This window comes from Victivallis vadensis (assembly GCF_003096415.1).
Lineage (GTDB): Bacteria > Verrucomicrobiota > Lentisphaeria > Victivallales > Victivallaceae > Victivallis > Victivallis vadensis.
On record NZ_QEKH01000016.1, the window covers coordinates 91,349 to 106,111 of the forward strand.

Below are 14,763 nucleotides of genomic sequence, written 5' to 3' on the forward strand. Positions count from 1 at the left end.
AACGGCGGATTTACCGGTGTTCAGATCAGCAGCATGCAGTCGCCGTAGCTGAAAAAGCGCATTCGCTCCCGAATCGCGACCTGATAGGCGGCCAGCACCTTCTCCCGGTCGCAGAAGCAGGAGACCAGCATCAGCAGTGTGCTTTTCGGCAGGTGGAAGTTGGTCAGCAGCATATCTTCGGCCAGCACCGGTTTGGGCGGGTAGAGGAAAATCCGCGTCTTGCCGTGCCCGGCGTGAACCGTGCCGTCGGGAGTGACGCAGCTCTCCAGCACCCGGACCGTGGTGGTGCCGACCGCCAGCACCTTATGCCCGGTGCGACGGGTGGAGTTGACCAGCTCCGCGGTTTCCGGCGTCAGGAAGTACTCCTCGGAATGCATCTGATGCTCCTCTGCGTTTTCGACGGATACCGGCTTGAAAGTGCCGGGACCGACGTGCAACGTCACCGCGGCTTCGCCCACTCCTCTGGCTTTCAGTTCGGCCAGGATTTCCGGCGTGAAGTGCAGCCCCGCGGTCGGAGCGGCCACCGCGCCCTCCTTTTGGGCATAGACGGTCTGGTAACGCTCGGCGTCGGCGTTTTCATCGCCCCGAGAAATATACGGGGGCAGCGGAATATGTCCGTAACGCTGCTGGAGCCGGTCGGAGTCCGTTGTGGAAAATTCGATTTCAAAGGTGCCGTCCCCGTTGCGCCCGATCACGCAGAAACTGTCCCCGTCGGAGTTGATCGAGCCGTCATTGTCCAGCAATCCGGCCGTCACACCCGGAAGCGCGCGCTTGCCCGGCTTGAGCATCGCATTCCAGCGTCGGCGTTCGGAGTCGAGCGCTTCCACCAGCAGCAGCTCGAATTTCGCACCGGCCGGATCGGAATTTTTACGCGCGTACATGCGTCCCCGCAATACACGCGTGTCGTTGTAAATCAGCGCGTCTCCCGGTTCCAGATAGTCGACGATCGCGGAAAAGGGACGGATCACGCATTCGCCGGATTTCCGGTTCAGTACCATCATCCGGGAACCGTCGCGCCGGGCGGCCGGGTGCTGGGCGATCAACTCCTCCGGGAGTTCGTAGTCGAACAAAGCGGTGCTCAACATGATAACCGGCTTATCTCCACTGATTGCCGCGCATCTCTTCACGCGCCCGCCGCAGCCGGGCCAGTTCGTGCGCCGTCAGGCTGTTGATGCCGTTGCGGGAAATCTTGTCGAGCAGCGCATCAAGTTCATGCGAGGAAACCGGGCCTTCTCCCGGAGCCGGTTCCGGCCGGGAGTTGCTTTCGCCTCCCCATGACGGCGGCTGTTTCCAGTCGCCCGGACGCACCCGCCGCCGGAACGGGTCCCACGGCAGCCGGGCGCCGAACAGAATCTTCAAATAGAGGTAGCCGCCGAGGAATCCGCCCAGGTGCGCCAGGTGCGCCACTCCGGACTGGGAGCCGGAGAGCTGGAGCAGAATCTCCAGCACCGTATAGCTGACCACCAGCGTCGGGGTGCGCAGCGGGAAGAACGGCATGAAAATCAGCACGAACTGCCGCCGGGGTTCCAGCATCGCCGCCGCCGCCATGATCGCGCAGACCGCGCCGGACGCGCCGAAGAGATAGGTCGGCACCGTGGAATTCCAGTTGAACAGCAAAAACAGCAGATTCCCGGAAACCACGCCGATCAGGTACAAAATCAGGAAGCGGGCGCTGCCCAGATGCGGCGCCACCAGCTTGCCGAACAGATAAAGCCCCCACATATTAAAGAAGATATGGGAAAAATCCTGATGGAAGAATCCGGCTGTCACCAGTTGGTAAACCTTGAAGCCGCGCAATCCGCCCCAGCTCAGGGCCAGAGTGGCGACTTCGGAACTGAACAGCAGATAGACCAGCACATTGGCCAGCAGCAGCGACCAGATCATCGAACTGCCGTCGTCCGGCTTGCCGCCGCGGGGCTGTTCGGGACGCATATAAGATCGATCGAATAAGCTCATTTGTGAAACCTCCTCATTATAACAATCAATAATATAACCCGCTACAACCGATTATTCCAGTTGAATTTATCCGTCTCCGGCGTTAAATTGGGTAAGAACCCTTCGACAGAGGAGATTTGCCCTGAAATGAAGATTGTCGCCGATGATAAAATCCCTTTCCTGAAAGGGGTATTGGAACCGTTTTTTGAAATGGTCTATTTGCCCGGCGGAAAAATCGGCCCCGCGGACGTCCGGGATGCCGATGCGCTGATCACCCGCACCCGCACCCGCTGCGACCGCGCCCTTCTGGCCGGAAGCAAGGTCGGATTCATCGCGACCGCCACCATCGGTTTCGACCATATCGACACCGCCGCGTTGCGCGAACTTGGCATCGACTGGACCAACGCCCCCGGCTGCAATGCGGCCAGCGTCGCGCAATATCTCGCCTGCGTTCTGGCCGATTTCCGGATCCCGCTCGCCGGGAAAACCCTCGGAGTGGTCGGAGTCGGCAATGTCGGGAGCCGGGTGGTCAGGGTTGGGGAAGCATTTGGGATGCGGGTGCTGCAATGCGATCCGCCGCGCGCCGAACGGGAGGGCGGCTCCCGGTTCCGTCCGCTGGACGAGCTTGTCGCCGAAGCGGATTTCCTGACCTTCCACGTGCCGCTTGAGCGCGGCGGCGGCCATCCGACCTTTCATCTCGCCGACGCGGCGCTGCTGGCGGCGATGAAGCCCGGCGCCGTGCTGATCAACACCTCCCGCGGCGAAGTTGTCGACGGAAGCGCCCTGAAAGCCGCGCTGCAGGCCGGTTCGATCGGAGGCGCCGTCCTCGATGTGTGGGAGCACGAGCCGGAGATCGATCTCGAACTGCTGGAACTCGTCCGCCTCGGCACTCCTCATATCGCTGGATATTCCACCGACGGCAAAGCCAACGGCACCGCGATGTCCGTGCAGGCGGTCGGCCGGCACTTCGGCGTGATCGAATACACCGGCTGGACGCCCTATTCGCTGCCTGTTCCCGAACAGCCGCTGATCCGGCTTGACGCGGCGCTCCCGGAATCCGAACAGTTGAGCGCCGCCTGTCGCGCTTCCTATGACATCCGGTTCGACGACGCGCAGCTTCGCGCCGATCCCGCCGGCTTCGAACGCCAGCGCGGCAACTACCGGATCCGCCGCGAACCGCCCGCCTATCGGATCGAAGGCGGCGCTCCCGTTGTTCGCACTGCCCTCGCCAAGCTCGGCTTCCAACTCGCGTGACGGGGGGGAATGCCTCCGGCGGCGGGTGCACTTCGTCCCCCGGTTCCCACGATCGGCAAGGTGCCGGCGTCAGGGGGGGGCGAACTTTTTGCTGCGCAAAAATCTCGAAACCGGGGTTGTTCTCTATCAGTTTATCAGGTCTATCGGCGGTATACGCCACCGGGTGCTACCCGGTCGTGATCCAACGGCGAAACCGTTGGCCGCCGGAGGCCATTTGTGCGCTACAGCGCCCAGCTACCGGAGCCTGATTGAAAATCAGGCCGCGTAGCGCACAAGGTCTGCCGCCCGACAGGGCAGGCAGACCCGCCTGCCGCGAATGCGGCACGGCTTCCCGGGGGGACTTCGCCTCCGGCGGTCGGCTGCTACCCGGTCAGGATCAAGGGACGCCTTGATCGCCGAAGGCGAAAATCCCCGATGCCGGCCGGGCTTGTTCATTGTAACATTTCGCGTAAGAGGCGGGCGATTGCGGTGTTGTCGTAGCGGCCGGTGAACTTTTCAGAGTTGATGCCGATGGCGGCGGTGAGTACCGGGAGCGCGGTGTGCGCATAGGTGCTCCAGCCGAGACCGGCTTTGGCGGCGAAAATGCGGTTGGCGGCGACGGTGATCGGTTCATGGCCGCCGTAAAGCTCGTCAGCTTCCGCTTCCGGAAGCGTGCGCTTTTGCGTGGAGACTTCCCAGGCCTGCTTCAGCGCCGCCTGTTCCGCGGTGGTGAGCTTGCCGTAATCCAGCCCGTAGTTCGTTTCGACCAGTTTGCAGGCTTCGGCGAAGGAGAGGCCGGAGCGTTTCCGCTTCTTCACCTCGGCCGAAAACTTCTGGAAAGAGAGTTTCTGCCGGTCCAGCAGCGAATAGTCGTTCAGGTAGGGGGTCTGGCCGTGGCCGAGGGTCAGGCCGCCGGTTTCGTGGTCGGCGGTGATCACGATCAAGGTTTCGCCGGGATGCCGTTCGGCAAATTTGACCGCCACCTCGACCGCCCGGTCGAAGGCAATGGTTTCCTGAACCGCGGCGGCCGCGTCGTTCGCATGACAGGCCCAGTCGATCATGCCGCCTTCGACCATCATGAAGAAACCGTTCGGATTCTGCAGCAGTTCGATCCCTTTCCGGGTGAAATCGGCGAGGGTGAGCGGGTTCGGCGCGACGGCCCGGTCGATCTCGTATTGGAGGCTTGCCTGCCTGGTCGGATTCGGCGCGACCGCGATCGCTTTGATGCCCGGCTTCAACGCCTCGAACTCTTTGACGGTACGGGCCACGGTGTAGCCGTTCTTCCGGGCGAGTTCATAAGCGTCCGGCCGCCTGCCGTCTTTGCCTTTCGGCTGAAGCAGCCCGCCGCCCGCCAGATAATCGATGTCGCTCTGCGCCATCTGGCAGGCGATGTCGTAGTAGCTGCTGCGGCTCGGCACGTGGGCATAGAACGCCGCCGGAGTCGCATGGTCGAGGCTGACGCTGGTCACCACGCCGATCTTTTTGCCGCGCCGGACGGCTTCGGCGGCGTAGGATTCGATCCGCCTGCCGTCGGGTGATTGGCCGATCATGCCGGAATTGGTTTTTTCCCCCGCGGCCAGCGCGGTTCCGGCGGCGGCGGAGTCGGTGATGAAGCGGTTCAGCGACCGGGTTGCGGTTACGCCGACGGTCGGCAGGCTGCCGAGGGTGAGCTTCTCTCTGGCGTACTCCGTGGCCAGCGCGACCTGGGGAGCGCCCATGCCGTCGCCGATGAAGAGAAAGATGTATTTCGGGTTTGCCGCCGCCAGCGGCAGCACGGCGGCCAATGCGGTGGCCGCGAACAGTTTTTTCATGATTTTCATTTCCTCTTATTTGATTTCCAGTTCGGCCAGTTTGAGGCCGTCGATTTCGCATCCGGCGGCGGTGAAGCGCAGGCCGTTCACATTTTCCGGGATCAGGGTGACCTCCCTGAACTCCTTCTTCGTTCCGGCCGGGACAAAGAAAGTCAGCAAACTGCGGTTGATCCAGCCGCGTTCCGGGTCGTGAAATTCGACCGTCACTTTTCCGCCGTTTTCTCCGCCCTGCGCGGCAAAGGCGATCACCTGATAGCTGTCGCTTTTGACGGCGAGGTCGCCGGAATTCCGGCCGGGCTGGAATGGAGCCGGACGCAGGGAATCCAGATATGCTTTGCCGTCGGCCGGATCGAGTTTTTCCAGCATGATATCTTTCAGCTCCACGGTGCCGGCGGAGTCGAGCCGGAAATCGATCCGGGCCAGATTCACATCCGGCGGCACCTGAAAGACCAGCTTCCCGGCGGTCCACTCGCCGTTGACCAGCGGCGTCACGTCGGTCAGGCGGCTCTTTTCCCGCCATTTGCCGTCGGCGCCGCGGAAGATCACCAGCAGCTTGTCGAGCGCGCCGTGTTCGGTGCGCTGCGCGTAGGTCAGCGAATAGTACGCGCTGCGTTCGAGTTCCACATCCTGATAGAGCCGGGCGAACTCCGCTCCGGCGAATCGCCGGAACCGCACCGTGCCGTCCCCGGCGATTTTTACCGTCGACAGTTTCCTTTCGGGGCGGCACTCGTGCTTCCACTGTTCCGGGGAGAGCAGTTCACCGGCCTGCGAGAGCGCCGCGAGTGCGAAAAGCGTTGACAACAGCAAAAATTTCTTCATCATTACTTCACCTCATTGTTCGGGGCATGGAGATTCTTCAGGGTCAGGATCACCGGATAGTGGTCGGAAAGGGTCTGGAAAAACTCCCGGCGGGTGGTGTCCACATACGCTTCGACCACCTGATCCTCCAGATTTCTGCTCAGCATCGCCATGTCGATCCGCACGCCGACATCGGGCCTGTAATTGTGTTTTTTCATCCAGAAAAAGCAGACATCCTCCAGCCCCGCTTCAAGCAGGTTGTCCATACACTGGAAGTCGAAGAAGCCGTTGCGGAGATTTTCGATGTGGGGCCGGGTCTCATAGCGGCGCGCTTCCAGCGCGGCGGCGTTGGAGTTGACCCGCGCCGCGTCGTAGGGTGACGGATTGTTGAAATCGCCCATCATGATGACCTTTTCTCCCGCCGCCAGCAGCGGTTTCAGCCGTTTCGCGTAGATTTCGGTCTCCCTGATCCGCACCGCGTACCTGAAGGGGGAGAGGTGGATCGACATATAGTAGACGCCGTCGATTCTGGCGAGGATATAACCGTGATGCAGCCCGTCGATCCGCATTTCGAGCATCTCGAAGGGGCGCTTGCTGGTCATGCCGATCGAATAATCCTGCCACGGTTTGCAGACGGCGGCGTAGGAGTGATCCCACAGCTTCGCCTGCCGGGCGAAGGATTCGCTGCTCTGCCGGGCGATTTCCTGAAACAGGATCACATCGGGTTTTCGGCTGCGCAGCCAGTTCGCGGTCTCCTCAATCCGCTCGGCGCGGTTGAAGCCGATCAATACATTGTAACCGATCACTCTGGTGAGTTCGTCCGCGGCGGGGGCCGCGAGTGCGATACCGGCGCCCAGCGCCACCAACAGTCGTTTGAACTTCATAAAATCACATCACTCCTGTTCTGTTGTTGTGATGAGGTAACATACCCCCGCCGTGTTAGGGGACGGTTACGAAAGGATTCGTTTTCAAAGAGGAGTGAAAAAAGCGCCAGTGAATTTTCCTTTGATGGCTTGCAACTTGTACAAGCGATGGTATTGTTCTGCAAAACGGGAATGCAGGACATGAACCGATCAGGAAAAAGAGTGGTATGGCTGGCCGCCGCCGGAGTGCTGCTGGCGCTGGCCGCCTGGATTCAGCCTTATGAGCTGATCCGAGTCACCGGAGGTTCGATGATGCCGACCTACCGCGACGGGCAATTGCTGGTCGGAGTGAAGGCGTTCTGGCTGCGCGGCGAACCGTTCCGGCGCGGCGAGGTGGTGATGTGCCGGGTCGGAGGAGAAAAGCTGCTCAAGCGGATCTATGCGCTGCCCGGAGACGAGGTGGTGATCTTCTCGCTGGATGACGGCTTTCACGTGATGGTGCAGGCCGAAAATTATCTGCGCTACTACCAGTTGGCCGAAGGCATCGGCCATGCGCGGATCCGCCGCTTCGAGGTGCCGGAGCACGGGCTTTTCCTGCTCGGCGACGCTCCGAATGTGTCGCTGGACAGCCGCGACTTCGGGCCGGTTCCGGAGGCCGACGTGATCGCCCGCATCCGCTGAATTTCTAGGAGTGTTTGACCGTCACGTCGAGCTGGTTGAACGGGATTTCGATGCCGTTTTCGCGGAAAATTTCCAGTACCCGGCAGCGAAGCCGGGCCTGCGTCTGCCACCAGCGCGGCTCTGCCGCCCAGAAGAACACCGCGAACCGGATCGAACTCGCCTCCAGCCCCCGGCACAGGATTTCCGGCACCGGGAAGCTCTGCACTCCCTCGGTGTTCGCGACCACCTTGCGCAGCAGTTCGGTCACCTTGGCCAGGTCGCTGTTGTAGGCGACGTCGACCAGCAGCTCCACCCGCCGCAGCGGATTGGAACGGGTCCAGTTCAGGAACTTCGAGTCGACCAGCTGGGTGTTCGGGATGGTCAGCACCGCGCCTTCCTCGGTCTCCATCACAGTGGAGCGGAAGCCGATTTTGCGCACGCAGCCGTAGATGCCGTCCACCTCGATATAGTCGCCGTTGCGCACCAGCTGGCCGGCCAGAATGGTCAGCGCGGCGAGGCAGTTTTCCAGCGAACTTTTCAGGGCGAGGCCGACACCCATGCTCAAACCGCCGAGCATCACCAGCAGACTGGAATACTTCGCCTCCATCAGCATCAGGCCGGTCAGGGCGAACAGCACCCAGGCCAGATAGGCTCCCAGCGTCAGCACCGAGGCCAGAAAGCCGGAACCGATCCGCCGGTCATATTTGCGATGAACCAGTTCCCGCAGCGATTTCAGCACGAAACGCAGCACCAGCGCCGCGATCAGCAGCCCGGCCAGCCGGGCGGGCGTGATACTCAGCAGGTCCTGCGGCAGGCTGATCCGGCTTCCCATCCAGTTGAAGGTGGATTCCTGCACATAGTAGGTCGCGGTCACCCACAGGAAAATCTGGACCGCGCTCCAGATCCACAGCAGCGGCAGCAGCAGGTTGTTGATCAGGATCTTTTTCTGCGGCCCCGGTTTTTTCCTTTCATGATTCAGCAATGCGCGGGTCAGCACCAGCGTGACCTGAATCCGGGCGATCACCAGCAGCCAGCCGAGCGTGACGGTGAAGCCGAGGTAAGGCTGGCCGGCGGCGGCGAACACAACCGCCAGCAGTGCCGCCGCGATGGTGGCGACACCGAAGAGCAGGTCGATCCAGTCGAGTTTCCGGCGGCAAACGATCATCGCGACCGAGAGTGCCACCAGCAGATTGACCGGAATCACCACCAGCTGCAATACGTCAAAGGGCGCCAGCGCCAGATAGAGCCCGGCTCCGATCAGGTGCTGGATCACCACCGGCACGTACAGCTCCATGCTGCGCCGGGCGTTTTCCACTTTGAGCCGGAAGGCGATGGAGAAGACCAGCATTGTGAAAGCGCTGAACGAAGTGGTCAGCGTTTCGATGAAACTGCTGTCGCTGCCGTTCAGCCAGCCGGGGGCGCACCACAGCGCCGCCGTCGCCGAACCGAGCAGCAGCCCGGCGGAGAACCAGCCCCGGCTTACCTCATCCTCGTGAATCACCGCGAGCCGGTTGAACCACGGGTAGATCAGCCGCCGTCCCAGCGGCACGACCGGAATCGCGATCGCCAGAAAGACGGTCAGCAGCCTGGCCCAGAAGCTGCCGGTGGTCGGGATGCGCAGTTCAAGCCAGTTGGTCAGGTTCAGCCGCCAGAGAGTGAAGATTTCCCGGATGCCGGTCCGGAAGCCGCTCCAACTGCCCCAGTTGCGAACGCGTTCCCACAACGAGGTCCCCCGTTTCATGAAAATGCCGTCCACGATTTGCCGTCGTTTCTGTTCGGCCAACGTATTCAGGGCATCGACCTTCCGGTCGGTCTCGGTGAATTTCTTCAGATAGGCCTGACTTTCCTTCAGCAGGGAGGCAAATTCGTTTTCGAGGCGTTCGGCGGCGGTCAGACACTGCCGCAGCTGGGCTTGAAAGGGAGCGGCGGAAGCGGTGTTGAAATCCTCTTCCAGATCTGCTTTCAGCCGTTTCAGCCGTTCAAGTGCATCGGAAAGGATTTCGCAGTTGCGTTCGAGCTGGAGAAGGTAATCGTCGAACTGCTGTTTGAGATCGCTGATCTGCCGGCAGCGCATCAGCGCTTCAAAGCCGCCGGTGTCGCCGTAGGAATCAAGCAGAAAATCGAATTTGGCGCTCTGGTTCTCAGTGAACGTCAGGATCCGGTCGTACTCGCCGAACTGCTTCAGGATGGAGCCGCGCCGGTCGCGGATCATCGCGTTGTAGTTGTCCGCGAGCAGTTGGAAATGCTTCAGCATCACATCCCAGTCGGGAGCGCGCTCGTCGAGCGCCGCCGAACGGCCGGGAACCGACAGTGCGCCAAGCGTCAGAATCAGCAGCAGCCAGCGATACATTTTTCTCTCCCGCAAGGTCAGGCCCGTTTTGCGGCGGCAAGCGCCAGGTATTCCGCTTCAAGGATATCGGCCATGCGGCGCCAGTCGAAACGCTCGCGCACCAGTTCACGGCCGTTGCGGCCCATGGTTTCGCGCAGCGCGTCGTCCCGCCAGATTTTCCGGGTCGCTTCGACGACCTGTTCGACCTTTTCCGGTTCGATGCAGAAGCCGGTTTGGCCGTCGAGGATCACTTCCGGCGTGCCGTCCAGCCGGTAGCCGATCGCCGGAATCCCGGTTGCGAGCGCCTGCACCACCGAACGCGGCAGCCCCTCGCGCAGCGACAGATGCCACAGCAGATCCGCCTGCGCCAGATGGCGGGCCACCTGGTCCGGTGCAATCAGCCCGGCGAAGTGGAAGTGCCCGGTCAGGCCGAGCCCCGCGATCCGCCGCCGGAGCTCATCGTACATCGGGCCGTCGCCGATGATCAGCAAATGGGTGTCGGGGAACTCCCGGATCAGCTCCGCCGCCGCCGGGATCACATATTCGTAGCCTTTCAGCGGAAAGAGCCGGGCGACCGTCGCGATCACCCGCGCCCGCTCCGGAATCCCCAGCTCCCGGCGCAGCTCCGGTTCCCGCGATGCGTTCGCAAAGCGGGAGGTATCCATGCCGCTGTAGACGACCATATACTTTTCGCGCGGCGCGATGCGGGCGGCGACGCACTGGTCGATCATCGCCTGCGCGACCGCGTAAATCTTGTCGCACTGTTTCGCGGCCAGCCGTTCGGAGAGCTTGTAGAGGGAGTTCCTCCACCCCTTTTCATACGGGTGGAACGCCTGTCCGTGCACGGTGTGCACCACCACCGGGATTCCGGCGGCGCGCGCCGCGAAGCGGCCGACCACCCCGGCCTTGGAGCTGTGGGTATGCACCACGTCGAAGTTCCGCTCCCGGAAGAACCGCTTGAGTCTGCCGTATGCTTCCAGATCGCGCACCGGATTCAGCTCCCGGACCAGTTCGGGCATCTCGACGATCTCGAACTCCGGGAAATCGACGTGGGCCAGCAGCCTGCCCTCCCGTCCCGGCGACGGCCCGGTGACCAGCACGACCTCGTGCCCCTTCCGCAGGTGGCCGAGACAGGTCAGCAACGTATTCTCCTGCGCGCCGCCGACGATCATGCGGGTGATCACGTGGCATATTTTCAATTTTCGCGGTTCAGAACTCATGTTCCCAAATCTCCAGCACGCTGCCGTAGGCGATGACCCGGACGGTGTCCGGGGCTTCCGGGCGGCGCAGCGTGAACCGCCAGCCCGAATCGCATTGATCGACCGATATCTTCACTTTAAAAGTAGACCCGGGATTGAAATATTCAACCTCGAAATGTGTTTTTTGATCGAGAATCCGGCAGAATCCGCCGCCGCTCCGGTCCGACGGCAGCAGCGGCGTCTCCGGCGCGTACCGTTCCAGAGAATCGGTGAACCGCCAGCCGTGGCGGTCGAGTTCCGGCAGAACGATCCGCCTGACCGGCAGTGTGCGCAGCAGCGCCGGAAGCCCCGCCACCGCATCCCGGCGCGGCCGGGTCAGGTAAGCCGCCTCCAGTTCCGTGACGCCGCGGCGGCGCAGCAGTTCGGCCAGCATCGCGCCGCTGTCGCCGCCCGGCAGGTTCACCGCCACCGCGAGATTGCGGGTAGGCTCGGCGACGGCGACCAGCGGGATATCGCTGCGGCCGCCCGCCATCGCGATCACCGCCGGCGGTTCGCAATTCGCCCGGAATATCCATGAAACGGCAAGCAGCAGCATCACGGCGCCGCCGGAGAACGCAATCCTGCGGGATCTCACCCCGAGCAGCAGGAAAAGCCCCAGATAGAAGAGCCAGACTTCGAACAGCGAGGGGCGGACCGCCGGAATCCGGTCGAACAGTTCCGCCGTCGCCGAGGTGATCGCTCCGAGCAGATCGAATACCGCGGTCAGCAGCCACGCTCCCGCCGCATTCAGCGCACCGCCGCAGAAGCTCAGCGTCAGCTTCAGGAACAGGATCGGGAAAAGCACCGCTACCACCGGCAGCAGCAGCAAATTCGCCGCGATCGACCCCGGCAGCAGCAGCCCCTGCATCCGCAGCGAAATCGCCGCTCCGCCCAGAAAGGCGACGGTGCAGCCGGCGACCGCGAACAGCAGATGGTTCAGCCGGTAGAGCCGGGCGGCGGCGCCGCCCCGTCCCGCGCCGAGCATATAGTTGAGCTGCTCGCCGGCCAGCTCCTTATAATCGTGGAACCGCTGCGATGCGAGGATCAGCACACCGGTGATCACGAACGAATACTGGAAACCGACATCGAACACCAGCGGCGGGTTGGCCAGCACCAGCAGCGCCGCCGCCAGGCAGAGGGTGTTGAACGTGGGGGTGTACAGCAGCAGCGTCCGCAGCAGGCACATCAGGGCGATCATATAGAACGCCCGCATCGCCGGGGCGTTGGCTCCGGTGGAGATCACATAGAGCAGCACCAGCCCCGCCAGCAGCGGATAGCGGACCCGAAACGGGAATAACCGCAATTCCCACAGCAGCAGCCCGGCCAGAATCGCCACATGCATGCCGCTGACCGAAAAAAGGTGCACGGTCCCGGAGTCGATGAACGCGCGCCGCGAACCGGAGTCCAGCCCGCCGGAAACGCCGAAAAAGAGCGCGGCGGCGAGGCGGCGCACCGAATCGGAGGAAACTTGCGACAGCACCCGCTCCAGCACCGCGTCGCGGATGCGGCACAACCCGGCGTCGAAGCCGGAGGGCGGTTCCTTCATCTGTATTTGTTCCGCCCGCAGGCTCCGACTCGCGCCGCGTCCGGCGAGATAGGAGGCGAAATCCATGCCGCCGGTTTCGATCTGCAACTTGCCGTCTACGCGGCGGACCGCCTGATGGGTGGGGAGTTCCAGCGTCCCTTCCACTTCGGCGACGCTGCCGACCGGCGGGGCAGCCTGTTCGGGATCGGGCAGCCGCAGCAGCACGGTGCCGGAGAGCGGCCGGAATTCCGGCTCGCCGGTCAGCCGCCGCGAGAGCAATTCGGCTGAAAAGAGCCGGGGAGGCGGGATACCCGGCACCGCCGTGATCCGCCGGTCTGTGACCTTGACCCGGAACGTGCCGTAGACATTGCGTTCCGGCAGTCCGTCCAATTTCAGCGACCGGTGATCATGGACGGCGGCGGCTCCGGCCAGAACCGCGCCGGCTGCCGCCGCCAGCGCGATCCGGGGCGGCAGCAGCAAACCCGCCGCGGCGAGGAATACGGCGGCGGTCACGGTTCCCGCCGCGGAAAAGCCGGAGGCAAAGCAGCAGGCTCCCGCGATGATTCCGGCGGCGAACGCGAGTTCCGCCCGTACCGGCAGCTCCGGCTTTTTCCATTGTCGCATCATGCAATCCTCATGTTCAGGCAGATAATCCTAGCACCGATTCGGGGATTTGCAATCCGTTTCGGCGCAAATCGGCTGGAAAAAGCGGGCGTGGAATGATAAATTATCAAAAATCGTCCCGATTTATAACCTGCAACCGTGTGGTCTATGAAAACTGTGTTCTGGAAGCAACTGTACGCCTCGTTTGAAGCCTTTCTTGATGCGGACGGCTCCCGTCCCGACGAGGGCAGGCTCGAAAAAATCTTTTACATCCTTGCCGCGGGGTGGCTGGTGCTGTGGACGCTGCTTCCGTCGCTCTGCGTCGGCAACGCCTTCATCGACGTTTCGGAGAACGTCGCGTGGGGGCAGCATTTCCAGTTCGGCTACGACAAGAATCCCTACTTCGGCGCCTGGCTCACCTATTGGAGTTACCGGCTGATCCCCTCCGAGTGCGTCAGCTACTTCCTGAGCCAATGCTCGGTGCTGCTGGCGGTGGTTTCGATGTGGAAGCTGGGGCTGGACATCTTCCGGAGCCGCTTTCACGCGCTGGCGGCGGTGCTGCTGATGCTGCTGATCCCGTACCATTCGCACTCCGCGTGCGAGTTCAACGACGACGTGATCGAAATCGGTTTGTGGGCGCTGTTCATCCTCTTTTTCCACCGCGCGGTGGAAAAGCAGCGCATCGGCGACTGGCTGATGGTCGGGCTGGCCGCCGGACTCGCTTTCATGACCAAATATCTCGGCGCGGCGCTGTTCCTGTCGCTCGGAGTGCTGCTGGTGTTCACCGCCAGAGGGCGGCAGTCGTGGAAGCGGTGGGGAATCTATCTGGCCGGCGCGGTGTTTCTGGTGCTGGTGCTGCCGAACATCGTGTGGCTGTTCCGGAACGACTTCATCGCGTTCCGCTATGCGGCGCAGCGGGCGGAGCTGGATCAGGAGATCACCCTCCTCAGCCACCTGACCCGGCCGCTGGAGCTGCTGCTCGGTTTCGCGTCGCGGCTGATCCTGCCGTTTGCGGCGGTGCTGTTCTTTTTCCGACGCGGGCGCGAAAGGATCGCTTCCAAGTATGATGTGTGGTTTCTGTCGCTGGCGGCGTTCGGCCCCGCCGCGCTGTCGGCGCTGTTCGCGGCGGTGACCGGGGGCGAGGTGCTCTCGTCGTGGACCACGCCGTACTACGTCGCCTCCGGCGTGTTCCTGGTGATGCTGATGCGCCCGGAGCCGGGGCGGTTCCGGCTGAAGCTCTTTTTGATCTTCTTCACGGTCCTCTCCGTCATTTTTGCAATCGTGTTCGGTTATGAATATCTGTTGAAACGGCCCTACCTGAAAAAGCGGATCGCCTACGACACCTATCCGGGCCGGGAGTCCGCCGAATACCTGACCGCCGAGTGGCGCAGGCGTTACAACCGGCCGCTCAAATACGCGGTCGGCATGCGGCGCGAGGCGTGCAACCTGACCTTCTATTCGCCGGATATGCCGGTCTCGTACTTCGACGCAGACGTGGCGCTGAGCCAGTGGATCGACCCGGCGGAGGTCGACCGGGAGGGGGCGGTCTTTTTATGGCCGGCGGATGCGGCGCCCGGCTGGCTGGAGCCGTATCAGGGGAGGCTGGTGCATCTTCCCGAGCTGGAATTCGGCCGCGCCGTCGCGCCGTGGTTCCGGGCCGTCGCGGGAAAAACGCCGCCTTTCCGGCTGAAAGCCGCCTTTCTGCCGCCGCAAAAACCGTAATTTCCGGCAAATCCCCTTGATATTGCCGGAAAAACGGTTATAGTCA

11 protein-coding genes are annotated in these 14,763 nt (G+C 62.6%); 3 read left to right on the forward strand and 8 right to left on the reverse strand.

The annotated features are described in order from the left end of the window. Nucleotides 1-20 precede the first annotated feature (20 nt). Both queA and C8D82_RS10900 read right to left on the reverse strand, forming a co-directional pair. Nucleotides 21-1,085, reverse strand: coding sequence for a tRNA preQ1(34) S-adenosylmethionine ribosyltransferase-isomerase QueA (gene queA / locus C8D82_RS10895; protein ID WP_206212539.1), 1,065 nt, complete (start codon nucleotides 1,083-1,085; stop codon nucleotides 21-23). Between the two features lie 10 nt (nucleotides 1,086-1,095). After that, nucleotides 1,096-1,956, reverse strand: coding sequence for a rhomboid family intramembrane serine protease (locus C8D82_RS10900; protein WP_116884320.1), 861 nt, complete (start codon nucleotides 1,954-1,956; stop codon nucleotides 1,096-1,098). Between the two features lie 126 nt (nucleotides 1,957-2,082). Between C8D82_RS10900 and pdxB the strand changes: the two genes are divergently transcribed. Beyond that, nucleotides 2,083-3,189 (forward strand): 4-phosphoerythronate dehydrogenase PdxB, encoded by a 1,107-nt coding sequence (gene pdxB, locus C8D82_RS10905; protein ID WP_116884321.1) that lies wholly within the window; start codon nucleotides 2,083-2,085, stop codon nucleotides 3,187-3,189. Between the two features lie 431 nt (nucleotides 3,190-3,620). Here pdxB and C8D82_RS10910 read toward each other — a convergent pair whose 3' ends face one another. From C8D82_RS10910 to C8D82_RS10920, 3 genes are read right to left on the reverse strand one after another with little or no spacing between them, the layout of a single operon-like run. Further along, on the reverse strand, nucleotides 3,621-4,979 hold the full coding sequence (locus C8D82_RS10910) for an alkaline phosphatase (protein ID WP_165833016.1): 1,359 nt from the start codon (nucleotides 4,977-4,979) through the stop codon (nucleotides 3,621-3,623). Between the two features lie 15 nt (nucleotides 4,980-4,994). Beyond that, on the reverse strand, nucleotides 4,995-5,801 hold the full coding sequence (locus C8D82_RS10915) for a hypothetical protein (protein WP_116884323.1): 807 nt from the start codon (nucleotides 5,799-5,801) through the stop codon (nucleotides 4,995-4,997). Further along, nucleotides 5,801-6,661, reverse strand: coding sequence for an endonuclease/exonuclease/phosphatase family protein (locus tag C8D82_RS10920; protein WP_116884324.1), 861 nt, complete (start codon nucleotides 6,659-6,661; stop codon nucleotides 5,801-5,803). Before C8D82_RS10920 ends, C8D82_RS10915 begins: the two co-directional genes overlap by 1 nt. Nucleotides 6,662-6,841: 180 nt before the next feature. On the opposite strand from C8D82_RS10920, the gene lepB reads away from it, so the two are divergent. Further along, the gene (lepB, locus tag C8D82_RS10925; protein WP_165833017.1) at nucleotides 6,842-7,321 is read left to right on the forward strand and encodes a signal peptidase I; all 480 of its coding nucleotides are present in this window, start codon (nucleotides 6,842-6,844) and stop codon (nucleotides 7,319-7,321) included. Nucleotides 7,322-7,325: 4 nt separating this feature from the next. Here lepB and C8D82_RS10930 read toward each other — a convergent pair whose 3' ends face one another. The 3 genes from C8D82_RS10930 to C8D82_RS10940 are packed head-to-tail and all read right to left on the reverse strand — an operon-like array spanning nucleotide 7,326 to nucleotide 13,019. Beyond that, the gene (locus tag C8D82_RS10930; protein ID WP_116884326.1) at nucleotides 7,326-9,650 is read right to left on the reverse strand and encodes a mechanosensitive ion channel family protein; all 2,325 of its coding nucleotides are present in this window, start codon (nucleotides 9,648-9,650) and stop codon (nucleotides 7,326-7,328) included. A gap of 17 nt (nucleotides 9,651-9,667) precedes the next feature. After that, on the reverse strand, nucleotides 9,668-10,849 hold the full coding sequence (locus C8D82_RS10935; protein WP_116884327.1) for a glycosyltransferase family 4 protein: 1,182 nt from the start codon (nucleotides 10,847-10,849) through the stop codon (nucleotides 9,668-9,670). Beyond that, nucleotides 10,839-13,019 carry a ComEC/Rec2 family competence protein gene (locus C8D82_RS10940; protein ID WP_116884328.1) on the reverse strand — a complete coding sequence of 727 codons (2,181 nt, stop codon included), beginning with the start codon at nucleotides 13,017-13,019 and terminating at the stop codon, nucleotides 10,839-10,841. Before C8D82_RS10940 ends, C8D82_RS10935 begins: the two co-directional genes overlap by 11 nt. Before the next feature lie 144 nt (nucleotides 13,020-13,163). On the opposite strand from C8D82_RS10940, the gene C8D82_RS10945 reads away from it, so the two are divergent. Further along, nucleotides 13,164-14,717, forward strand: a complete 1,554-nt coding sequence (locus tag C8D82_RS10945; RefSeq protein ID WP_116884329.1) for a glycosyltransferase family 39 protein — start codon at nucleotides 13,164-13,166, stop codon at nucleotides 14,715-14,717. Nucleotides 14,718-14,763 lie beyond the last annotated feature (46 nt).